The organism is Streptomyces sp. NPDC050263 (assembly GCF_040655955.1).
Taxonomy (GTDB): domain Bacteria; phylum Actinomycetota; class Actinomycetes; order Streptomycetales; family Streptomycetaceae; genus Streptomyces.
In genome coordinates this window covers 1-23,047 of sequence record NZ_JBFAKW010000139.1, presented here as the reverse complement: position 1 = coordinate 23,047, position 23,047 = coordinate 1, and the positions used below count along the sequence as shown (strand labels likewise).

Here is a 23,047-nt window from a genome sequence, read left to right as displayed (position 1 = left end):
AACCCGGGCCGGCTCTCCGGGCCAGGGGGGTGCCACAGAATTATTCCCCCCCCACCGCACGCCGGGGGCACCCCCGGCCGGGGCTCACCACCCCCGCCAGGGGGGCCAGCCCTGGACGGGCTGGCCCCACTTGCGGTTCTCTCCTGTTGGTGCTCGGGCTACGTCAGCCGATCTTCTTCCACGTGCAGGTGGTTGCCGTTGACGTGCAGTGCTCGTATCCCGGCAGGGTCACGAAGAATCCGTCACCGTCCAGCATCCGCCACGCCGGGGCTGGGAACCCGCTGAACGCCTTCTGGTTCTGCGTGCTCGAAATGGCTGCCCGCCCGCACCGCTCCGTACCGCTCGGCCCGTTCGTCACCGTACGCGTGTCTGCGAGGAGGCCGAAGTTCGCCGAGCCGTCGCCCATCTTGTCGGTGAACAACTGGGCGCACTTGGCGCCCGATGTCACGAGGTTGACGCTCTTGGGGTAGCCGCCGGACTCGTGGGTCGAGGCCATTGCGTACTCGTCACAGTCGACCGCCCCCACGGACGCATCGGATGGGTGCACGCTCCAGGCGGAGTTGGTACCACATACGACGCTACGGCTGTTGTCCGACGTCCACGTCCCGCCGGTGCTGGTCTTCACCAGGGTGTCCGGCCCCAGGTAATGCATCAGTGAGTCCCACCGCTTGGATCCTGCGTGGTCGGGCATCACCTGTTGCATGTACCAGTAGTAGCCTCCGGCGGCCGGGTACTTGTTGGTGTCCAGCGTCCAGGTCGGACTGAAATGCGGCAGCACACAGCCTGGCGCTGAGCTGGCCTGCCAGTCGTCGCAGCGCGGCGCGAATTCCTGTACCTCGTCGATCCCGGAGGTGCCGAAGTCCGCCGTGGCGGCCGCGGTGGTGCTGGCGTCCACGTTCGCGGTCACCGACCAGCCGAGGTCGATGGTCTCCTTGCCGGTGCCGTTCCAGGTGGTGGCGCGGGTGCCCCACCTGCCGTCGGTGTAGGCGTTCCAGTTGTCCGCGTCCCAGTAGGCGCTGTCGCCCGCCGCGTTGTCGAAGTCGTCGGCCCACCGAATCACCGACGTATTACACGCCGCGCACGTCGATTGGGTGTTCCACTTCAGCGTGACGCCGTCGAGGGCGGCGTCGATGTTCACCGGCATGATGCGGATCTGCTGGTCGAACTCGGCGAAGTTGGTCCCGCCAGCGGACTTGTTCGGGTACGCCTTGAGGCGCTGTTCGAAGTCGAACGTGGCGGTGCCGATCGTCGCGTCGTCGGTGTCGATGAACACCAGCGTCCCCGACCCGATGCTCTTCAGGCAGGCATCGGTGCGGTTCATGTAGTCCGCGCCGGCCGGCTCGTCGGAGCACCAGCTGACCAGGTCCGCCAGCGGTGCGTCAGCCGCCACCGCAGCCGCCTCGGCAGAAGACTTACCGGCCTTGCGGGCTTTCGCCTCTGTCGCCTCGCGCAGCGCCTCTGTGCGCTTGGCCGCGCGCGCCTTCGACTCCGCGGTGGGCGGGGCCAGTTCGATACAGAGCTTGCGGCCCTCGGGATCCTGCTTGCCGCAGGTACGTTCCTGGGTGGCTTCCCGTTTCACCGTCCCGTTGGCGTTGAACGCCGGCAGCGCCGGGCCAGGGTCGGTCCGGGTGACCTCGATGTTCTCCTGTCCGGTCGTATCGATCGTCGATGACGTCTGCGCGGCAGGGAACTTCACGTACGGCTCGATACGGAAGTCCGCCCACGGTGACCAGGTCGTCTCGTACAGACTGCCGTCATAGGCGGAGGTGCGGAACTTGTACAGCACGCCGGGCTTCAGGATGCCGTACGGCACCGTTACCTTCGCTGTGGCACCGGAGTTCACATACGGCGACACCAGCACGTCGTTCGAACCCGCGCCGTCGAGGTCGACCTCGACTCCCGGGGTGCCGTCCGCTTTCGCGGTATACACCTGGAACGTCTCGGTGGAGGTGTCACCGTCCGCGTCGGTCACCGTGTTCCGCAGCACCACCTCCGGTGCGATGACCCGCCAGATGGAGCCTGACTTGGCGAACTTGGGGCCGGCCGATGGAGCGGTGCCCGACACCGGACGCGCACCCCCGGCAGCGATGGCCGAGAGGTCCTGCGGTCCGGCTGCTGCCACCTCCGCCGGGGAATCCTCCAAGCCCGGCGCAGGCGGTGCAGGGGCCGCTGCCGCGGTGCCCATCCCTGCAAGCAGTGCCAGCGCGGCACCGGCCGCAACATGTCTCCACGCCGACACACGTAAGAGTCTCAATGCGTCAATCTCTCCTGCGAGTTCGTGAGTTGTACACAACAGCCCGCGAACCCCACCACGCCCCGACGCAAAGCAATATGATCGAAATCATGGTTTATCCAGCGTGAACCTCTTCAGGCCGCAGCGTCACGCCAGAGCCACAACGCACCACCAGCCACCACAACAACCGGCGAGCCGCACCCGGCAGGCGGCGCCTGTCACGCCCATCGGCGGCGACTGGCTTCGGCCGTCTCCCGTACGAGGCGCAGCGCACCCATATCGACCGAGAAGAGGACGAGGGGTGAATGAGCTGCTCCGCGCCCCTCACCTGCAGCGCCTCTTCGGTATCGACCCTGCGCAGCAAGTCGAACATCTGGCCTAATTGCAGGTGTGGAGTGCGCCCCATCTCCTCACGATCCGACCGGGCCGCAGGCAAACGGGTCCCGTCCCGGCCAGGCTGTACGGGGTCGGGCCTGGACGCAGACGGTCCGCGTGGAGCTGCACCGCCAGGTCCGCGCCTTGGGCCGGCTGCCGTGAACCCGGGCCCGGCAGCCGATCGGGGAACGCCGGTGCAGCGGATGCCGTCAGTCCTGCTCGCTGCCGCTGTCCCGGTAGTCCCCGACGACCCTGCGCAGTTCCCCAGCTACCTCAGCCCTGTTGAGGCGCTTGGCCCGGGCGTAAGCGGGTGACTTCGCCCTGCGCGGAAGCTGCGGCCTCGAACCACACGCGCCGCTGTTCCCTGCGTTCCTCGTGACCGTCCAGCCGTTCCAGCCTTCGACGTTCGCAGTCGGCAGCCTGCTGCAGAGTGATCATGATCGCGGGCAGGCCGGTCCGGATCTCACCGGCGGGCGGCACCGCCGACCGGCTGCGTGTGTTCGCGGAGATGGCCGACTCTGCCGTATGAGCGATTTCTGTCTCGGCTGCAGGAGCGGTGGGCTGGACGGGGATCAGCGATGCCGGACGTGCAGGATCCGGCAGAACCGAAGCCGCCGCCGCGGTCATCGCAGCGTCGACGCGGCAGGTGGGCCGGTTCGGGCTCGCGGTCGCCCGCGGCTGGTCCTCTTCGCGCAGCGGAGGGGCGTTGTCAGTGCTGGTCGGTACGGGTCGCAGCAGACGTCACCTTCGCACCCTGTGCGGTGGCTGCTGGAAGTCACTGCTGCCGCAGCTCCAGCGGACCCGGCCGCCTTCTAGGAGTAGCGGCAACTGCTGTGTTCCAGAGCGCAGTTCAACCCCGGCCCCGGGGTATGGCGGACGTATATCGGGGCGCTCGATATACGGGCGGTTGATGCCTTGCAGCGCCTCCATGAGGCCGCCGGGTGTTTTGGAACGACGATCCGCTTGGAAGCAGTTGCTGCTCCTGACTCCTGGAGCCGGGCCCTGCTTCAGCGAGGCCGGCGAGCTGGCGGCCCTGGTGTCTGCGTGGTGTCGGCGACGGGTGATTCAACCGCCGCCGACACGTGGGCTGACCACGGCCTCCCGTCGGGGGTGACTCCCCCCTGCCGCAGCGCTGTCGTGCTGTCGAATTTCGGCCAAGTTGCGGTGAACGTGTGCGGACGTAGCCGGACGTCCACGGACTGACGCGAACACAGTGAGAACTACTGAGACTGAATGGGACTGGCTGGGTTCAATCCACGATGGGTTACCTGCTTTGTTCCGCGGGCCACACTGCATCCATGACGAGCTTTCAGCAACGGAAAGCAATAGGTGACGCGCATGAGCGGCACGTCGCCGAGCAGCTCACCGAGCGAGGGAGTGAGGTTCCCCCGAGATGCGGAGTCAGTTGACAGAGGGCCAGATGGGACTCATGAGAGGAACATCGACCATGGCTGCCCCCAGGAAGTACTCGCTGGAGTTGCGTGAGCGTGCGGTACGGATGTATCGCGTATCCGACCCGAAGCCGCAGATCAAGAAGCTTGCTGTCGATCTCGGTGTGCACCCCGAGGCGCTGCGCGGCTGGATCCGCCAGGCCGAGGCGGACGCCGGCGAGCGCGACGACCGGCTGACCAGTGCCGAGAAGGAGGAACTGGCCGCCCTGCGGCGCGAGGTGAAGGAACTGCGCCGGGCCAACGAGATCCTCAGGACCGCCTCGGCTTTTTCGCCCAGGAACTCGACACGACCCGGCGAAGGTACTGACGTTCCTCAAAGAACGCGGTGACCTCGGTGTCGAGCCCGTCCTCCGGGAACTGCACGTCCCCTCCTCCACTTACTACCGCTGGCGCCGAGCCGAGAGCGAGCCGTGCGAACGAAGGCGCCGGGATTCGGAGCTGACCGAGCAGATCAAGGAGATCCACGCCGACTCGGGCGGGATCTACGGCTCGCCGCGCGTGCACGCCGTGCTCCAGCGCGAGGGCGTCCATGTGGGCCGCAAGCGGGTCGAGCGCCTGATGCGCGAGGCCGACATCGCGGGCATCAGCCCGCGTCGCACGGGCTTCACGCGCCGGGACCCCAAGGCCACCCTGGCCCCGGACCTGGTCCAGCGCGACTTCACCGCGAGTGCGCCGAACCGGCTGTGGGTCACCGACCTGACGATGATCTCCACCGGCGAGGGCCCGTTGTGGCTGTCCGCGATCCGGGACGCGTTCTCCCGACGGGTGGCGGCCTGGGAGACCTCCGCCCGCGCGGACGCCGACCTGGTGCTGTCCACGCTCGAGTACGCCCTCGCGTCCCGCGAGGTCGAGCCCGGACAGCTCATTCATCACGCGGACCACGGCTGTCAATATACGTCGATCAAGCTCACAACTCGCCTTCTGCGAGCGGGCGTTCAGGCATCCATGGGCTCGGTCGGAGACAGTTACGACAACGCCCTCGCGGAGAACCTCTGGATGATCACCAAGACGGAGTGCATCCGCGGCCGCGTCTTCGCCACCCGGGCTGAGGCGAACCTCGCGCTCTTCGAGTACATCGACGGCTTCTACAACTCCCGGCGCATCCAGAAACGGCTCGGCTACCTCAGTCCGATCGAGTTCGAGGAGAAGCACTACGCCGATCAGGCAACGGCCGAACGAACGAACCTGAAACCCCGTCAACCCCTCCTGACCAGCTGATCAGCACCTCCCGCACACCGGGGGAACCTCAGTAGCGTTCCTGGATGCTGGCCTGCGGACGACGGTCTGGAACCGGACACCGGGCAGGAACCGCGATCTGGTCGAGCGAGGCGCAGTCGGAGCCCGATCCGCAGAAGAGGCGGTCGCCGCGAGCGGGCTGACCGTGGCCTGCGTGGTGAACTACGACGCTGTGGACGCCATTCTGCGGCGCGAGGCGATTACCGACGCGCTCAAGGGCCGCACGGTGGTGAACCTGACCGCCGACACCCCGGCCCGGGCCCGCTACACGGCGGCCTGGGCGGCCGGGCACAGCATCCAATACCTGGACGGCGCCATCATGACACCGACCACGACCATCGGAACGCCTGCCGCGGTCTTCATCCACAGCGGTCCCGAGGAGCTCTACCGCAAGCATCTACCTATCCTTGAGGCGCTGGGCGGCACCCACACCCATCTTGGCGAGGAGATCGGCCGGGCGGCCGCCTACGACATCGCGCTGCTGGATATCTTCTGGACTGCCATGGCGGGCTATGCACACGCCCTGGCGGTGGCCAAGGCTGAGGGTGTCACCGCGCAGGAGCTGGCCCCGTTAGCCAAGGGCATAGGCGCGATCATCCCGCCACTCTTCGAGCAGGCCGCGGAGGGTGTGGACAGCGGCGACTTCTCCGGCGAGGGCAACCCGATCACCTCGGCAGCCTCGTCCATGGCCCACATCGTGCAGACCTCTGAAGGGCATGGCATCGACGCGGGCGTCATGCGCGCGGCAGAGGGCATGGCCCGCCGCGTCATCGGCCTGGGCCACGGCACGGACGGGTTCATCCGCATCGCCGAGGTACTGGGGCGCCGCTGAGGAAGCGGCAGGCGGCCGGGCCCCCGGCCGCGGCAGCAGCGCACCGACCTGACCCGGCACATCCGCAAGGACCTGGACGCGGTCGCCACCGAACTCAACGGCCGCCCACGCAAGACGCTCGGCTGGGAAACCCCAGCCGAGCGTCTGTCTAAACTGCTCGCGGCTTGATCAACTCACTGAACCGCCCCGGGTTTGATGGAGACATCGAAGACCCGGAAGGATGCCGACTATGGCTGCTCCCCGTAAGTACTCCGACGAACTGCGCGAGCGCGCGACAAGTATGGCGGTTGAGGCCCGCAAGGACCCCGCCGCGCGGACCGGTGCGGTGAAGCGGATCGCCGACCAGCTCGATGTGCACCCCGAGGCCCTGCGGACCTGGGTCAAGCGGGCCGAGACCGACGAGGCCGGCGCGCCCGGCACCACGAGTGCCGATGTGGCACGGCTCGCAGAGCTGGAACGCGAGCATGGTGGTCACGGCCTGCCGGGCGCCGATGACATCGGAGTTGAGCCTGCTGACCAGCGCACCCGTCTGGGCCCGGGTGAAGAACGCGAGGGACTGCTCCTGCACATGGGAGAAGACCTTGGTGCGCAACTCGTAGACGAGCCCCTCACCGATCCGTCCCGAGCACCAGTTCTGCACGAACAGCGACGCCGCGTCGACCAGGGAGAGGCCAGCCAGCAGCACGCAGAGCCACACCACCATCCCGAGGTCCTTGGGAAGGATCCCGTCGTCGATGACCTTCTTGAGAACCAGGGGCCCCGCGGCCGTGATGGCCGCGCTGACGCTCGTCGCGAACACCAGCAGGGCCACCTGCCAACGGTATTTACGCGCGTACGGAAGGATGCGGCGCACCGTGCCCGGCTTGATCCGTTGCCGCGTCAGTGATTCCTCGCCCTGACGTACCCGCATCGGCACGCTCATGCCCGGTCCGCCCATACCCGGCCCGCCCATCATGGCCACGGAATTTCGCCTCGCTCTCTTGTTCTCTCACATGGAACGGCGAATGGCCGCTGGTGGACGCCCGGCAACGAGCGGAGAAAACCGCTCCGTCAGTACGTCATCGCTTCGTCAGTACTTGTCGAGGAACTCGACGATGGCCGAGTTGACCATCTCCGGCTGCTCCAGATACCCGAGATGACCGCAGTCGGGAATCTCCACGAAATCGCAGTTCGGAATGGAATCGGCCACTTCCGCGACAAGATGCGGAGGGCAGATCAGATCATCGGCGAACGCGATGGCACGGCACGGTACCGTAATGCCGCGCAATTCCGCACGGCGGTCGCCGAGTTCGTCCACGGCCGCCGACTGACCGCGCACGGTGTCGTTGCCGCCGGAGACCTCGAAGAGCTCCAGCCACGAGGCGACGGCGCCTTCGTCGTTGAGGGTCTTCGGCGAGAGCATCTCGATCACCGACTTGGCGGCGGTGTACCGGGCAGGCAGCCGCACCCCGCTGTCCCGCAGGGCGCGTTCGGCTGCTGACTGCGCCCGCCGCAGGGCGTCCGACCGTGCCCGGCCGGCCATCAGGACCGCCGAACGCACCAGGTGCGGATGGGTGAGCGCCAGCTCCTGGGCGATCATGGCGCCCATCGACGTGCCCACCACACGGCACGGACCGAGCTCCAACTCCTCGATCACGCCACGGGTGTCGGCGACCAGATCGGCGAACGCGTAGTCGCCGTCCGGCGCGTCGGAGGGCGCGATGCCCCGGTTGTCGAGGACGACCGTCTCATAACCCGCCTTGTGCAGCGCGGGTGTCTGGTGCACGGTCCAGACCCGTCCGGCGGCGGACGACCCCATGATCAGAAGGACCGGCTCGCCGCGGCCCGAGCGCTGGTAGGACAGCCGGATGCCGTTGGTGCTGACGAAGGGCATGGCGGTCCCGCTCAATCCCGGCCGGCGACGCGGTGGAACGCGGCGCGGCGCGCGTCGGCGGAATCACCGCGGGCGTCGGTTCTCGTCTTGGGCAAGGCCCTCTCCTCGTGGTGCGGCAGGGATGCTCGGCCGGCTGCGCCTCACGATGTCACCGCGCGGCCGGACCCATCAACAAGGGTTCGCGACGGCCGGCCCGCGGCCCCACCGCCCGTTCAACTGACGCAGGAGCGCAGTTAAACACCCGAGGTGAGAACCGGTCGGGCGAGGACCGCTGAAAAGCCGCTCCAAAAGCGGGCGAGAGGACGGGGGAGGAACTCGCCCGCGTTTTCCGTGCTCATCGCTGAGCGGCGCCGCCGAGTATTGATCCACCGCATGCCGACGGGTCATCCTGCTGAGGCAAGAGACGCGATAAGCGCCTCGAACTCCAGGTGCTCCACATATGTATTGAGGGAAGTCGTTGTTCCGAATTTCTCCCGGAAGGAGGGGCGCAGATGGCTGACCAGGAGCTGTTCCTGCGGTCGAACGTCATTGTCGAGCCACTGATAGACAGGTTCTTCGCCTGGCCATACACATTGGCGCCGGTTCAGTCCGCGATGAATCTCGCGTTCCTCCAGGTACCCTTGCTCGAGTCCTATCTGCAGTCGCCGCAGGTACACGTCGCGGCCAGCAACAACCCGGAGCTGCGCGGCGGTTACTTCATCAACATCGCCGAGGAGCGCGCCGACGAGGTGCGTGATCTCCTCGCCGCGATCAAGCGCGACCGGGCGGCGATCCTGCGCTTCGCCGAGGCGATAGCCGCCGGCCAGGAACTGCTGCGGGCGAACGCGACGGGATTCGACCTGACCCCGCTGTACCCGAAGCTGCCGCCGGAGCTCGGCGGACTGGTCGAGCTGGCCTACGACACCGACAACCAGGCCCAGATGCGGTTCATGGAGCCGATCGTCTACACCAGCGACGTCTACCAGGAATCGCGGCAGTCGGTGCAGATCTCGTACGAGACCGGCATCGAGCGCCCCTTCATCCTGAGCACCCCGCGACTGACCTCGCCGGACGTACTGGAGCTGGGCGTGCCGTTCAAGCACCCCGGCCTGGAAGAGCTGTTCAAGGCCCGCGTCCGCCCCACCACCGTGAGCCACGTCGCCGACGCGCTCGGACTGGCCGGCACCCAAGTGGACCAGCTGGCCGGGATGTTCAGCGAGCAGTCCAGTCTCGCGGAGGACCGGCACATCCAGGAAGGCGGGCGCATCCGCTACTTCGGGCACGCCTGTCTGGTCCTGCAGACGCCGCAGGCCGCCATCGTGACCGACCCGTTCATCAGCGCCGACAACACCGTCGGCGACCGCTACACCCTGGACGATCTGCCGGACTTCATCGACCTCGTGCTGATCACCCACGGCCACCAGGACCACATCGTCCTGGAGACGCTGCTGCAACTGCGCGGCAGGCTGGGCGCGATCGTGATGCCGCGCTCCTCGCGCGGCAACCTGGCCGACCCGGCGATGGCCCTGATGCTCAAGAACCAGGGCTTCCCGGTGATCGAGGTCGACGACTTCGACGAGGTCGAGTTCCCCGGCGGCAAGGTCACCGCGACCCCCTTCCTGGGTGAGCACTGCGACCTGGACATCCGCGCCAAGTCCACCTACTGGGCCGAAGTGGCGGGCAAGAAGGTCTTCATCGGCGCCGACTCCTCCGGCATCGATCCGATGCTCTACCGCTACATCAAGCAGCACCTGGGCACGGCCGACTTCGCCTACCTCGGCATGGAGTGCGACGGAGCACCGCTGACCTGGCTCTACCAGGCCCTGCTGACCATCCCGGTCACCAAGAAGATGAGCAACTCGCGCAAGCTCTCGGGCTCCAACGCCGAGCAGGCCGCCGCGATCATGACCGAGCTGGGAGCCAAGGAGGCGTACGTCTACGCCATGGGCGAGGAGCCCTGGCTGGGCCACGTCATGGCCACCACGTACAACGAGGACACCTACCAGATCAAGCAGATCGACGAGTTCATGACCTGGTGCAAGGACCGCGGCATCAAGGCCGGGCACCTGTACGGCCAGCACGAATGGCGCTGGTAATCCCACCGGGCGGGCCGAGTACCCGCTCTTGACCCGCACATCAGGAGGGCACCTCCATGCCTGTGCACGACATAGCGCACGTCGAGATGTACACGCGAGACAAAGTGGCCACGGCCGACTACTTCGTCTCGGCCATGGGCTTCACCTGGGTCGCCGACTGCGTGGAGGTCGACCGGAGTTCCGTTCTGCTCAGACAGGGTGACCTGCATCTGGTGGTCACCTCCGGTCCGGGGGTCTGGAAGTTCCTCGACCTGCACGGGGACGGGATCGCCACCATCGCCCTGACGTGCGACGACGTGGCCGCCACCCATGACGCGGCGGTGGCGGCCGGCGCCCGGTCCGTCGGCACCCCGTACGGCACCCCCGTCGTGACCGGGTTCGGCGACGTCACCCACGCGCTCCTCCCGGTCACGGCACGGTCGGCCGCCTACCTGCCCCCGGGCCGGCGGTGGACGGCCGCCCCGGAGCCGCCGGCACACAAAGAGGGCCCGATCCGGCTGCTCGACCATGTCGCCGTCTGTGTCGAGGGCGGCAGCCTGGACCGCCACGCGGACTACTACCAGGACGCCTTCGGCTTCGCCCGCTACTCCTCCGAGTACGTGGCCGTCGGGGGACAGGCCATGGATTCGCTCGTCGTGCGCAGCGCCTCGGAGCGGGTCATCTTCACCCTCGTCGCCCCCGACCCGTCGAAGGAGCCCGGCCAGCTCGACGCCTTCCTCCAGCGCAACGCCGGTGAGGGCGTGCAGCATCTCGCCTTCCTGGTCGACGACATCATCCCCGCCGTACGCGCCTGCCGGGAGCGGGGCGTGGAGTTCCTGAGCACTCCGGACACCTACTACGACATGCTCGCCGACCGCCTCTCGGGCCTGAACGAGGAGATCGCCGGGCTGCGGGACGCCCAGGTACTCGCGGACAGCGACGAATGGGGCTACCTGCTCCAGCTGTTCACCCGCTCCCCCTACGAGCGCAACACCCTCTTCTTCGAACTCATCCAGCGCCAGGGCTCCCGCGGATTCGGCAGCGCCAACATCCGTGCCCTGTACGAAGCGGTGGAGCGCGACCGGCTGACCGCCTCGTGAGCGGCCCGGACACCGGCCCGCTCACCCTGACCGACTACGCCACCCTGGCGCGTTCGGCGATGAGTCCCGACGTCTGGGACTTCCTGGAGGGCGGCGCGGGACAGGAACGGACCCTCGCGGACAACCTGAAGGCATTCGACCGCGTACGGCTGAATCCGCGCGTCCTCACCGGCGCCGGCCGCCCCGACACCGGGACCACGCTCCTCGGCCGCCGCTGGGCGGCACCGATCGCCGTCGCGCCCGTGGCGTACCACATCCTAGCCCACCCGGCCGGGGAGGTCGCCACGGCCCGGGCCGCCGGACAAGCCGGCGTTCCCCTCGTCGTGAGCACCTTCGCGGGGCGGACCTTCGAGGACATCGCCGCGGCGGCAACATCCCCGCTGTGGCTCCAGGTGTACTGCTTCCGCGACCGCGACGCGACGCGCCACCTCGTGGAACGCGCCGAGCGAGCCGGCTTCGAGGCCCTGGTGCTCACGGCCGACGCCCCGCGGCTGGGCCGACGGTCCCGCGATCTGCGGAACGGCTTCACCCTGCCCGCCGGGATCGAGCCGGCGAATCTGAGCACGGACGGCTTCGCCGCACCCGCCGCCCACGCACTGGCCCAGTTCGATCCGTCCCTCGACTGGTCGGTCGTCGCGTGGCTGCGCTCCATCAGCTCCCTGCCCGTCCTGGTCAAGGGCGTCCTGACCGCCGCCGACGCCACCCGGGCGATCGCGGCGGGGGCGCACGGCATCGTGGTGTCGAACCACGGTGGCCGGCAACTGGACGGCGCGCCCGCCACCCTCGACGTACTGCCCGAGATCGCGGCAGCGGTCGCGGGCGCCTGCCCCGTCCTCCTCGACGGCGGGGTCCGCCACGGCGCCGACGTCCTCGCGGCCCTGGCCCTGGGCGCCGACGCCGTCATGCTGGGCCGCCCCGTCCTGCACGGCCTGGCGGCGGCCGGGCAGGAAGGCGTACGTCACGTCCTGGGCATCGTCACCGACGAGCTGAGCGAGGCGATGACCCTCACCGGCGTCCGCACGGTCGCGGACGCGGGCCCGGAGCTGGTGCGCGCACCGAACAGCACCTCAACTCCGTTAGCAGCAGGCCTAGTTGGGCGGACGAGCGGCCCGGGTCTGCGCAAGGCGGAGCTGCACGGCAGCCTCGCCGACCCGGTCCTGGACACCATGAACTTCCTCAACGAGATCACCCACCGCTACCCCGACGCGATCTCCTTCGCGCCCGGCCGCCCCTACGACGGCTTCTTCGAGACCGAGCAGATCTTCACGTACCTGCGCCGCTACCTGGACCACCTGGAGGACGGCGGAGCCTCACCCGACCAGGTCCGCTCCGCGCTCTTCCAGTACGGCCCGACGAGCGGCCAGATCCGCGAACTCATCGCCGACTGGCTGCGCCTGGACGAGAACATCGACGTCTCCCCGGAGTCGATCGTGGTCACCGTCGGCTGCCAAGAGGCGATGCTGCTCGCCGTACGGGCCCTCATCGCGGGACCGCGGGACGTGCTGCTGGTCTCCAGCCCCTGCTACGTGGGAATCACCGGCGCGGCGCGGCTGCTCGACGCCGAGCTGACGGCCGTGGCGGAGGACCCCGGCGGATTCCGCTGCGCCGACCTGGCGGCCGCGATCCGTGCAGAGCGGGCCCGTGGCCGTAACCCCCGCGCCTTCTACGTGATCCCGGACCACGCGAATCCGTCCGGCACCACCATGCCCCTGGAGACCCGCCGGGAACTACTCGAACTGGCCGCCCGGGAGGACCTCCTGCTGCTGGAGGACAGCCCCTACCGGCTGGTCAGCCCGGGCACCCAGCTGCCGACCCTCAAGGCCCTCGACCGGGACCGCCGTGTGGTCCACCTGGGCTCCTTCTCCAAGACCCTCTTCCCCGGCGCGCGCGTCGGCTTCGTCGTCGCGGACCAGGACGTCCACGACGACACGGGCGGCACCGGGCTGCTGGCGGACGAACTCACCAAGATCAAGAGCATGGTCACGGTGAACACCTCCCCGGTCGCCCAGGCCGTCGTCGCCGGCATGCTCCTCGCCGCCGACAAACGCGCCTCGGAGCTCAACTCCAAGACCGCCGCGTACTACGGCGACGCCATGCGCGTCACCCTGCGACAGCTCGAAGAGACCTTCCCCGAGGACGAGCGGGCCGCACTCGGCATCCGCTGGAACGAACCAACTGGCGGCTTCTTTCTGGCGGTCACCGTCGCCTTCCGCGCGGACAACACCGCGCTGCGGCGCTCCGCCGAGGAGTTCGGCGTCATCTGGACCCCGATGTCCTACTTCTATCCCGAGGGCGGCGGCGAGCACGGCCTGCGGCTGTCCGTCAGCTACCTGACCCACGACGAGATCGCCGACGGGATCGCCCGACTGGCGCGGTTCATCAGGTCTCAGACCACCAGCTCACCGGAAGGGTGATCGACGTGCTGACAGCAGTGTGCACGATCCGCAGCAAGACCCGGATGTGGGGGTGGACCTACCGATGACCGTCACCGCGGAACGTCCGGGCACCGTCCTCACCACCGAACTCGGCGTCGCTCACGGCAAGAACACCGGCGCCGCCGCCATCGTGGGCATCGGAACGGCGACCACCGGAGTCTCCTACACCCAGCGCGAACTCCTCGACCTCTTCAGGATCACCGACCCCCGGGTCCGCTCCGTCTTCCTCAACAGCGCCATCGAACGGCGCCACCTCACCGTGCCGCCCCTGGACACCGACGGCGTCTGCCTCCCCGAACCCCAGGGGGAGCTGCTCGCCAAACACAAGCGGCTCGCCCTGGACATGGGATCCAGAGCGATACGGACCTGCCTGGACAGCTCCGGCCTCGACGTCGCGGACATCGACTACCTGTGCTGCGTGACCACCACAGGCTTCCTCACCCCGGGACTGAGCGCCCTGCTCATCCGGGAGATGGGCATCCTCCCTAAAACCAGCCGGGTCGACGTGGTTGGCATGGGATGCAACGCCGGACTCAACGCCCTCAACGCCGTCGCGGGCTGGGCGGTCGCCAACCCCGGCAAGGTGGCCGTCCTGCTGTGCGTGGAAGCCTGCTCGGCCGCCTACGTCATCGACTCGTCGATGCGCACCGCGGTGGTGAACAGCCTGTTCGGCGACGGCGCCGCGGCGATCGCCCTCGTCGCCGACACCCCCGACACCGCCTATGGCCCGGCCGACCTGCCGGCTTCCCCCGGCAGCCCGCGCCTCATCGGCTTCGCCAGCCACCTCATCACCGACGCGATCGACGCGATGCGGTACGACTGGGACGACACACAGGCGAAGTTCAGCTTCTATCTCGACCCCGAGATCCCCTACGTGGTCGGTGCCAACGCGGAGCAGGTCGTCGACCGGCTGCTGTCCGGCGCCGGGCTCAGGCGCAGCGAGATCGGTCACTGGCTCGTGCACTCGGGCGGCAAGAAGGTCATCGACGCCGTACGGGTCAACCTCGGCCTCACCCGCCACGACCTCCGGCACACCACCGGAGTCCTGCGCGACCAGGGCAATGTGTCGAGCGCCTCCTTCCTCTTCTCCTACGAGCGACTGCTCCGGGAGCGGGTCACCCGGGCCGGTGACTGGCGTGACCCACGCGACCCTGCCGCCGGCCGTGCTGGCGACCCTCGACGAGGAGTCGCTCGACGCGGAGACGGTGCTCGTGGTGGCGGGGGAGGCGTGTCCGCCGGAGGTGATGGCGCGCTGGTCCAGGGACAGGGTGATGTTCAACTCGTACGGCCCGACGGAGACCACCGTGGACGCCACGTTGTGGCGCTGCGACACGGAGGCGGAGGTGGTGGCCATCGGCGCGCCGGTGGTGAACACCCGGGTGTATGTGCTGGACGAGCGCCTGGAACCGGTCTCGGTGGGAGTCGCCGGTGAGCTGTACGTCGCGGGCGCGGGACTGGCCCGCGGTTACGTCGGCCGCGCGGGCCTGACCGCGGAACGGTTCGTGGCGGACCCGTACGCCACGGACGGCTCCCGGTTGTACCGGACCGGGGACCGGGCTCGCTGGACGGCCGACGGCCAACTGCTGTTCGCGGGACGGGCGGACGACCAGGTGAAGATCCGCGGCTTCCGGATCGAACCGGGCGAGATTGAGGCGGTGCTCGCTACACAGGCGCAGTTGAGCCAGGCCGCGGTCGTCGTGCGGGAGGACACGTCGGGCGACAAGCGGCTGGTCGCGTACGTCGTCCCGTCCGGCGGCGGCGTCGAACCGGCCGTACTCGCCGGAGCCGTACGGGAGTTCGCGGCGGAGTGGCTGCCGCCGTACATGGTGCCGTCCGCGGTGGTGGTGCTCGACGGGCTGCCGTTGACGGTGAACGGCAAGCTCGACCGCAGGGCGCTGCCCGCGCCGCAGCACCTGTCGGGTCCGGCTGCGGGGGAGTCGCGTGGCCGTGGCCCCGCCGGGGTGCTGGAGGAGGCGGTGTGCGAGGCGTACGCCGAAGTGCTGGGCCTGCCCTCGGTCGGTGTGGACGACGACTTCTTCGCGCTGGGCGGACACTCGCTGCTGGCGGTCACCCTGATGGAGCGGCTGCGTGCCCGGGGTGTGTCGGTCTCGATGCGGGAGCTGATCGCGAACCCGACGCCGGCTCGGCTGATGGGCACCCTGAACCTGTCGTCCGTCCAGGACGCGCTCGGCGGACTCCTGCCGATCCGGACCGCGGGCAGCGAACCGGCTTTCTTCTTCATCCACCCCGGTGGCGGCCTGAGTTGGTGCTATCTGCCCTTCGCCCGGTACATCCCGGAGGGGCATCCGCTGTACGGGCTCCAGGCGCGCGGTCTCGACGGTGCGAGCAAAGTGGCGAGCTCTGTAGGGGAGATGGCGGAGGAGTACGTCCAACAGCTGTGCACCGTGCAGGAGTCGGGGCCGTACCACCTCGTCGGATGGTCGTTCGGCGGTACCCCCGCGCACGAGATCGCGGTGCGGCTGCGGGCCGAGGGCGAGGAGGTGTCGCTGATCCTCATGGACGCCTATCCGCCGCTTCCGACGGCCGGTGCCCCCGCCGACGACACGTCGGTGCCAGCGACCGCGCCACCGACCGCACCCGCTGTCTCGGCGCACGGTGTCGATGCCGGCCTGGTGAGCAGGATCCGTGCCGAACTGGGCCATCTGCTCGGCGGGTTCTCGGACGAGGAGCTCATGCTCATGGCCCGCATCTACCGAAACAACACGGAGATCAGGGACGAGCACGAGTTCGGCCGGTTCGACGGGGACACGCTGCTCCTCGTCGCGGACGAGGGAAAGCCGGCGGACTTCTCCCCCACCGCGCTGTGGGCGCCGTACCTCAGTGGCCGGGTCTCCTCCGTCGGCCTCCCCTGCGAGCACTCCGACATGGCGCGGCCCGAGGTGCTGGGGCTGGCGTGGGACGCCGTGTCCGAGTGGCTGCGTTCGCGAAAGGCGGCGGGGGAGTGACACCAACAGCTCGTTGAGCAACGGGAGTTGCCGGTTCGTGTGACGGGGTCCCGTCCGATCGTGACGATCGGACGGGACCTTCCGCGTGGGCGTCTCCACGGGGCTCTACTCGGCGCGCAGCGCCGTGGCGGTACGGGTCCGGGCGGCCCAGCCGGCCGGCATCAGCGAGCCGAGGACGGCGATGAGCAGACCGCCGAGGCCCAGCAGGACCAGTTCCGGCGCATGATAGATGGCGATCACGGAGTCGGGCAGGTTCAGTCCCGCACTGCGCCCCATGGCCGGCATCACCGCCCCGTGCAGGGCCATTCCGAGCGGCACACCGAGCGCGCCGCCGATGAGCCCGGCCATGACGACCGATGTGACGACCAACGAGATGGTCTGACGGGGTGTCATCCCGAGTGCCTTGTGGATACCGAGGTCACGGATGCGTTCGTGGGTGTCGAGCACGACACCGTTGAGGACACCCAGCCCCGCCACGGCGACGAGCATCAGAGTGAGGATCGCCGTCAGCGAGTTGAGGATGACGACGGTGTCGCTCTCGCTCTCGTTCTTGGCGCTCGTCGAGCTGACCCCCAGCGGCTGCAGCTTGTCGTTCAGCCCCGAGACGTAACTGCTCATGGAGGTACCGGACTTCACTGCGATGTACTGGCTGGTGGCCTGTAGGCCCGGTTCGACGTTCTTGAGTGTCGCGGCGTCGGTGTAGACCTGCATGCCGCCGTTGCGGGTGTCCAGGACCTCGCCCACGATCTTGACCGTGACCGATTTGCCGTGCGCGTTGAGCGTGACGGTGTCCCCGACCTCCGTGTCGGTGGCGGTCATGAACGGCGTGGGCACGACGGCCTCGCCCGCCTTCTTCATCCAGTGTCCCGAGACCATCGTGTAGCCGCCCCAGGAGGCGTCGCCGTCGAACGCGACGACGTTGGTGTACCCGGTCACGCCCGAGACGGTCGCCTGGGTCGTGGCGCTTCCGTAGTGCTTCGCGGTTCCGGGCTGTGCCTCGATCGCCGAGTCGACGGCGGCGGCGTCGGGCGTCGCCGTGCTCCCGCCGGGAGGTCCGCCGGGCCCGGCCTGCGGGCCGACGACGCCGATGGTGACATCGGCGGCGTTGTGGTCCCTCGCGGTCACCACCTCGCTGAGCGAGGAGGCCAGACCGGTGGCGAAGGTGACGGCCGTGGCGCCGAACAGGACCGCCGCGATCATCGACGCCGCACGGGCGGGACGGGCGAACGGACGGGCCAGACCGAGACTGACGGGACGGGGGAGGGGCAGCCGGGCGGCCAGGTGGGCCGCCCGGCGCCCTCGGCCGGGCGTGGGGGTGCGCCCGACGGCCAGTGCGTCGACGGTCCGCAGTCGGCCGGCCCGCCAGGCGCTCAGACAGGCGGCGACAGCCACCACGCCCAGCGCTCCGGCGACCACTGCGATGTCGACCCAGGGTTCCACGGTCAGGCCCGTGGTGCCGTACGCGTCCGCGGTCTCGGACAGCACCGGTACGGCCAGGAGGTTGCCGATCACGACGCCGACCGCGGTCCCGATCGCGGCCGGCAGCAGGGCTTGGCCCACATAGGCCCGTACGACCTGTGCCGGGGTGAATCCGATGGCCTTGAGGACGCCGATCCGCCGCAGCCCCGTACCCACCGTGCCGGCGACCACGTTGCCGACGATCAGCACCGACATGACCAGGCCCAGGACGCCGAACGCGACGAGGAAGGGCACGAACAGTGAAGTGTCGCGCGCGGAGACCTTCTTGAGGGCGAGCCAGGACTGCGAACCCGCCATCGACCCCGCGGGGGCCGCCGCCGTGACCGCTGCACGCCCCTTGTCGATCTGCGCGGCCGTGTCCGCCTTCGTGAAGCGGTACAGCATCTGGTAGCCGCCGGTCGCGCCGGCCGGCGTCAACGCGGCGATCTGGGACGGCTCCACCCAGGCGTCGGCAGTACGGCTGACCGTGCGGGCCATGCCGACCACCTTCAGCGTCGGACTGCCGGGCAGGTCCGAGAACTGGAGCTCCAGTCCCATCCGCGCCAGAAGGCCGGAGTCGGCCGACAGGACGATCTCGCCGGGACCCTCGACCCAACGGCCCTCGGTCAGCGAGATCCTGTCGACGTCCCCGCCGGGCTTCGCACGGCCCACGACCGACAACGGTGCAACGGACATGCCGTTGACCTGCGGATTGATCGTCGTGGTGGGGTACGGGCCCGAGGCGGCGTCGACGCCCGGGGCGTCCGCCGACGCGGACAGCTGCGCGCTTGTCGCCTTGTCGGCCTCGAACTGCGCGGTGAGATGCGAACCGTGCTGCCGGACGAAGGCCTTGTCGAACGGCGCGTCGGACGCCACCAGCAGGGAACCGCCGAGAACCGACGCGGTGACCGCCATCATGACGGCCAGCCCGATCACCAGCGTCTGCACCCGGCGCCGTGCCACACCCGAGCGGACCACGCGGCCCAGGGCGCTCATCGGGCGACCCGCACATTGACGTCGGCGGTGATCCGGCCGTCGACGAGCTGCACGGTGCGCTTCGTGCAGGACTGCGCCAGGGACAGGTCGTGGGTGACGATGACGATCGTCTGCCCTTCGGCGTTGAGCTCCCGGAGCAGTTCGCTCACGTCCTCGCCGGACGCGGAGTCCAGCGCGCCGGTCGGCTCGTCCGCCAGGAGGAGCGGCGGGCGGTTCATCAAGGCCCTTGCCACCGCGACGCGTTGGCGCTGCCCGCCGGACAGCCGGCCCGGGAAGGCGCCGCCGTGCCGGGCGATACCGAGCGACTCCAGCAGGTCCGCCGCGCGGCGGTTCGCCTCGCGCCGTCCCATCCCGGACAGTTGCGCGGGCAGGACGACGTTGTCGGCGACGGTCAGGTCGTCGAGCAGGTTGAAGAACTGGAAGACCATGCCGATCTTCGAGCGTCGGTAGCGGGCGGAGCCGGCCTCGCCGAGCTGGTCCACGCGTACGCCGTCCACCGTGACGGTTCCGGTGTCGGGCCGGTCCAGGCCGGCGATCAGGTTGAGCATGGTGGACTTGCCGCTGCCGGACGGACCCAGGATCGCGACGGCTTCACCGGCCTGCACGGTCATCGACGCGTCCTGCAGGGCCGGTGGCCCGGCATCGTAGCGGCGGCTCACGTCGCGCAGTTCGATCACCGGTGTGGTCATGGACGTCCCCCTCGTTCCTCACATCTGGTGGGTGTGACGCTAGGGGTGCCGCCCTGGGTAGCACGACGGTCGGCAGGGGTAATTCCCGTACCGCGTTGGGCCGATGCCGGTTGATGTCATCCCTGAGATGTAGTCGACCGATGTATCCGGGAGGCCCTCCGGGTGGATGCCGGTGATGTCGGCCGTCGGCGACAATGGCCCGGTGATGGACCGCCTGCGACAGGGAGCCAGGGCACTGACGCGCCCGAGCGGCCCCACCCCGAACCCCACCCGGCGGAACAAGGCCTTCGACGCGGCACTCGCGCTGAGCCTCGGTGTCGCCGCGGCCCAGTACGTCCTCGACAACCTGCACGGATGGGACAGTCGGCAGGACCGTCCCGCTCCGATCGGCTACCCGACCCAGGCGGTCGACTGGATGGCCCTGCTGAGCCTGGCACTTCTGGCTTCCGCGCCCTTGGCGCTGCGCCGCCGGTATCCGCTGGCCGTGCTGTGGGTCGTCATGGGCGCGACCCTGCTCACGCCTGGCGACGCGGCGCGGCTCACGTTCTACGCATGCGTGATCGCCGCCTACAGTGCCGCCGCCTACAGCCCGTGCCGGGTGGCGACGCTGGCCAGCCTGCCCGTCGCGGTTCTCCTGGTCGCCACGGTCGGGGACCCGGGGGCGCCCACCGTGCCCACGCAATACGTTCCGTTGCTGATCGCGGTGCCGCTCGTCGTGGCGGCCAACGGGCTGCGGGCATGGAAGCTCCGGGCCGACGAGAGCAGTACGCGGCTGTCCGCCGTGGAACGGGAACAGGCGGAGGCGCTGCGCCGGGCGGTGGAGCACGAACGCGCAAGGATCGCCCGCGAACTGCACGACGTGGTGACGCACAACGTCAGCGTGATGGTCATCCAGGCCGGTGCCGCGCGCAAGGTCATGGAAGTGGCTCCCGATCAGGCACGCGAGGCGCTGCTTGCGGTGGAGGCGGGCGGCCGGTCCGCGATGAGCGAACTGCGCCACGTTATGGGACTGCTCACGATGAACGCGGACGGATCCGAGTCCGCCGACCCCGAGGAACTCGAGCCACAACCGGGACTCGACCAACTGGACACGCTGGTCGCACGGATGCGGAGCGCCGGAGTGTCGGTCGAACTGGACGTCTCCGGGGCCCCGCGCCGCGTGTCGGCCGGAGTCGAACTCGCCGCCTACCGCGTGGTGCAGGAGGCGTTGACCAACACGGTCAAACACGCGGCCGGGGCGACCGCGAGGGTGAAGGTCGAGTACGGTGGCGACGATCTACGGGTGGAGGTCACCGACTCCGGCGGCAGCCCGAGCCCGTCTGCGGCGACCGGCAACGGCCATGGGCTCATCGGCCTCCGCGAGCGACTGGCCGTCTACGGCGGCACCCTGCGAACCGGCCCGCGCTCGCTCGGCGGTTACCGCGTCCATGCACTGATTCCCCTGGAGGAAGCGTGACCGAACCGCTGCGTGTCGTGGTGGCCGACGACCAGGCGCTGGTACGCACCGGTTTCAAGATGATCCTCACCGCCGACGGCATCGAGGTGGCCGCCGAGGCGACCAACGGTGTCGAGGCCGTCGAAGCGGTCCGGCGCACCCGGCCCGACGTGGTGCTGATGGACATCCGGATGCCGGAGATGGACGGCCTGGAGGCCACGCGGCGCATCCTCACCGGTGCCCCGGACGAACCACGGGTGGTCATGCTGACCACATTCGACCTCGACCACTACGTCTACGCGGCGCTGTCCGCCGGGGCCAGCGGCTTCCTCCTCAAGGACGTCACGCCCGAACATCTCGTCGCCGCCGTCTGCACGGTCCGCTCCGGTGACGCGCTGCTCGCCCCCGTCATCACCCGACGCCTCGTCGAGCGGTTCGCGCGCCGGACCCCCGACACGGCCGCCCTCCATCGCGACCTCGCGGCCCTGACGCCACGCGAGTCAGAGGTACTGCGCCGGCTCGCCCAAGGGCTGAGCAACGCCGAACTCGCCGACCGACTCCACCTGTCGGAGTCGACCGTGAAGACCCACGTCTCCCGCATCCTCGCCAAGCTCTCACTGCGCGACCGTGCCCAGGCCGTCGTCATCGCCTATGAGACGGGCCTGGTCAGCCGCGGCGAACGCGAGGACCCGCTGCGCCCCGCCGACCACGAGTAGGCACGGGCGGCGCGGGCCGACCGCGGCCGTCGGCCGAGTGCGCTCCGGAGAATGTCGCGTGCTCGGCCGGTCGGTGACGGAGAACTGACGGGATGTCGCACTGAGGTACTTGAGTCTCCAGCGGCTGGAGGGTCCAGGATCTCTCCCATGGCTGACGAAGGCCCCGAGGTGCTCACCATCGGCCGACTCGCACACCGCACCGGGCTTCCGGTGCCACGGGCGTGAGCGCCGGCCAGCGGCCCGTTTCATGCCTGCGGTTGGTTTCCGGGGCCGAGTTGGGCTGTCGCGGCGTTGATCTCTGTCATGGTGATGTTCTCGCTGCCGCTGCGGATCGCGATGACGGCGGCGGTGGAGATGACGTAGGCGAGGGCTTTGAAGTAGCCGCCGGTGCGTTGGTGCAGTACGGCGGCGTGTTTGCTCAGGGCGTTTTCCTCGAGCTGGTACAGGCTCAGGTCGGCTTCGAAGCTCGTCAGGACGCGCCGGAACATCTCCTGTTCCTCTTTCTTGGTGCCCAGGGGCAGGGGGTGCAGCCAGGTCACCGGCAGCAGCGCGGTGGGTGAGGGCGAGACGGGTTGGGCCGACTGTCCCGCCCGTTCGAGCCGTACCCGGTTCTCCTCGCTGACCCGGGTCAGCTCTCCGGCCAGGATGCGGGCCTGGTGCAGGCGGTGGCTGGCGCCGGTGCCGCAGAAGACGATGGAGATGCCCAGCTTGTCGCGCAGGTAGTCGAAGTAGGGCAGCACGTTCGCCAGGTGCTGCGGCGAGGCGCGGTTGATGTCGTCGATGAGCAGCAGACGGGTCTGCGCCGTTTCCAGGACGTAGTTGACCGACAGGGGCACGTCCTGGTGCTTGCGCATCTCCAGGACTTCCACGAGGTTCTTCGGTTCAGGGTTGAGACCCAGGTAGGAGCCGATCTCCCAGAGCCAGTTCACCCTCGGCTCCGGGTCCGCGGGGGTGGTGATGTGCACCACCGGAATCGTGTTCTGGCGCCTGCCGCCCATGGCGGCTTCGATCTCCTGCTGGGCGGTGCGCCCGATTGCCCGCAGCAGGCAGGTCTTGCCGGTGCCCGCGGGCCCGTCGATGACATGGTCCATCAGGCCCTCACGGGGGTCTGTCAAACGAGCGGTGTAACCAGGGTGTTGGGGCTACTGACGGGCTGCTGAGAGTCGGCCGTCGAAGGTGATGTCGAAGGCGTTCAGGG

Annotated in this window: 14 protein-coding genes and 6 pseudogenes; 13 read left to right on the top strand and 7 right to left on the bottom strand. The window is 69.1% G+C overall.

Features of this window, described 5'->3' with window-relative positions:
* Positions 1–163: 163 nt before the first annotated feature.
* Together AB0J04_RS38715 and AB0J04_RS38710 are read right to left on the bottom strand one after the other, a co-directional pair.
* Positions 164–2,122, bottom strand: a complete 1,959-nt coding sequence (locus AB0J04_RS38715) for a hypothetical protein (protein WP_363173325.1) — start codon at positions 2,120–2,122, stop codon at positions 164–166.
* Positions 2,123–2,881: 759 nt separating this feature from the next.
* Positions 2,882–3,235 carry a hypothetical protein gene (locus AB0J04_RS38710; RefSeq protein ID WP_363173324.1) on the bottom strand — a complete coding sequence of 118 codons (354 nt, stop codon included), beginning with the start codon at positions 3,233–3,235 and terminating at the stop codon, positions 2,882–2,884.
* A gap of 820 nt (positions 3,236–4,055) precedes the next feature.
* Between AB0J04_RS38710 and AB0J04_RS38705 the strand changes: the two genes are divergently transcribed.
* The 5 genes and pseudogenes from AB0J04_RS38705 to AB0J04_RS38685 form a co-directional block, all read left to right on the top strand.
* Positions 4,056–4,388: a transposase gene (locus AB0J04_RS38705; protein WP_363173323.1), complete on the top strand. Its 333-nt coding sequence runs from the start codon at positions 4,056–4,058 to the stop codon at positions 4,386–4,388.
* Positions 4,363–5,277 (top strand): IS3 family transposase, encoded by a 915-nt coding sequence (locus tag AB0J04_RS38700; RefSeq protein ID WP_363173328.1) that lies wholly within the window; start codon positions 4,363–4,365, stop codon positions 5,275–5,277. Before AB0J04_RS38705 ends, AB0J04_RS38700 begins: the two co-directional genes overlap by 26 nt.
* Before the next feature lie 34 nt (positions 5,278–5,311).
* Positions 5,312–6,127 (top strand): annotated as a pseudogene (locus AB0J04_RS38695) (NAD(P)-binding domain-containing protein); the annotation flags it as partial.
* Positions 6,128–6,169: 42 nt separating this feature from the next.
* Positions 6,170–6,295 (top strand): annotated as a pseudogene (locus tag AB0J04_RS38690) (IS30 family transposase); the annotation flags it as partial.
* Positions 6,296–6,347: 52 nt separating this feature from the next.
* Positions 6,348–6,530 (top strand): annotated as a pseudogene (locus tag AB0J04_RS38685) (transposase); the annotation flags it as partial.
* A 99-nt stretch (positions 6,531–6,629) separates the two neighbouring features.
* On the opposite strand, the pseudogene AB0J04_RS38680 reads toward AB0J04_RS38685, so the two are convergent.
* Positions 6,630–7,037, bottom strand: a pseudogene (locus AB0J04_RS38680) (ABC transporter transmembrane domain-containing protein); the annotation flags it as partial.
* A 159-nt stretch (positions 7,038–7,196) separates the two neighbouring features.
* Positions 7,197–8,000: an alpha/beta fold hydrolase gene (locus AB0J04_RS38675; RefSeq protein ID WP_363173322.1), complete on the bottom strand. Its 804-nt coding sequence runs from the start codon at positions 7,998–8,000 to the stop codon at positions 7,197–7,199.
* A 491-nt stretch (positions 8,001–8,491) separates the two neighbouring features.
* Here AB0J04_RS38675 and AB0J04_RS38670 point away from each other — a divergent pair, with 491 nt between their 5' ends.
* From AB0J04_RS38670 to AB0J04_RS38645, 6 genes and pseudogenes are all read left to right on the top strand, one after another.
* Positions 8,492–10,075 (top strand): MBL fold metallo-hydrolase, encoded by a 1,584-nt coding sequence (locus AB0J04_RS38670; RefSeq protein ID WP_363173321.1) that lies wholly within the window; start codon positions 8,492–8,494, stop codon positions 10,073–10,075.
* A gap of 56 nt (positions 10,076–10,131) precedes the next feature.
* Complete coding sequence (hppD, locus tag AB0J04_RS38665; protein WP_363173320.1) at positions 10,132–11,154, top strand: 4-hydroxyphenylpyruvate dioxygenase; 1,023 nt, start codon at positions 10,132–10,134, stop codon at positions 11,152–11,154.
* Positions 11,155–11,213: 59 nt separating this feature from the next.
* A pseudogene (locus AB0J04_RS38660) lies at positions 11,214–12,194 on the top strand (alpha-hydroxy acid oxidase); the annotation flags it as partial.
* A 126-nt stretch (positions 12,195–12,320) separates the two neighbouring features.
* Entirely contained in the window at positions 12,321–13,568 is a 1,248-nt protein-coding gene (locus AB0J04_RS38655; RefSeq protein WP_363173327.1) for a PLP-dependent aminotransferase family protein, read from the top strand.
* Positions 13,569–13,632: 64 nt separating this feature from the next.
* A pseudogene (dpgA, locus tag AB0J04_RS38650) lies at positions 13,633–14,721 on the top strand (3,5-dihydroxyphenylacetyl-CoA synthase DpgA); the annotation flags it as partial.
* A 4-nt stretch (positions 14,722–14,725) separates the two neighbouring features.
* On the top strand, positions 14,726–16,555 hold the full coding sequence (locus AB0J04_RS38645; protein ID WP_363173319.1) for an alpha/beta fold hydrolase: 1,830 nt from the start codon (positions 14,726–14,728) through the stop codon (positions 16,553–16,555).
* 105 nt (positions 16,556–16,660) lie between these two features.
* Here AB0J04_RS38645 and AB0J04_RS38640 read toward each other — a convergent pair whose 3' ends face one another.
* Together AB0J04_RS38640 and AB0J04_RS38635 are read right to left on the bottom strand one after the other, a co-directional pair.
* Positions 16,661–19,009, bottom strand: a complete 2,349-nt coding sequence (locus AB0J04_RS38640; protein ID WP_363173318.1) for an FtsX-like permease family protein — start codon at positions 19,007–19,009, stop codon at positions 16,661–16,663.
* On the bottom strand, positions 19,006–19,698 hold the full coding sequence (locus tag AB0J04_RS38635; protein ID WP_363173317.1) for an ABC transporter ATP-binding protein: 693 nt from the start codon (positions 19,696–19,698) through the stop codon (positions 19,006–19,008). The genes AB0J04_RS38640 and AB0J04_RS38635 overlap by 4 nt, the downstream gene beginning before the upstream one ends.
* 205 nt (positions 19,699–19,903) lie before the next feature.
* On the opposite strand from AB0J04_RS38635, the gene AB0J04_RS38630 reads away from it, so the two are divergent.
* A complete protein-coding gene (locus AB0J04_RS38630; RefSeq protein WP_363173326.1) occupies positions 19,904–21,154 on the top strand; it encodes a sensor histidine kinase in 1,251 nt (416 codons plus the stop codon).
* On the top strand, positions 21,151–21,849 hold the full coding sequence (locus tag AB0J04_RS38625; protein ID WP_363173316.1) for a response regulator transcription factor: 699 nt from the start codon (positions 21,151–21,153) through the stop codon (positions 21,847–21,849). Before AB0J04_RS38630 ends, AB0J04_RS38625 begins: the two co-directional genes overlap by 4 nt.
* Positions 21,850–22,094: 245 nt before the next feature.
* Here the strand turns inward: AB0J04_RS38625 and AB0J04_RS38620 are convergent, their stop codons facing one another.
* On the bottom strand, positions 22,095–22,964 hold the full coding sequence (locus AB0J04_RS38620; protein ID WP_363173315.1) for an ATP-binding protein: 870 nt from the start codon (positions 22,962–22,964) through the stop codon (positions 22,095–22,097).
* Positions 22,965–23,047: the final 83 nt, after the last annotated feature.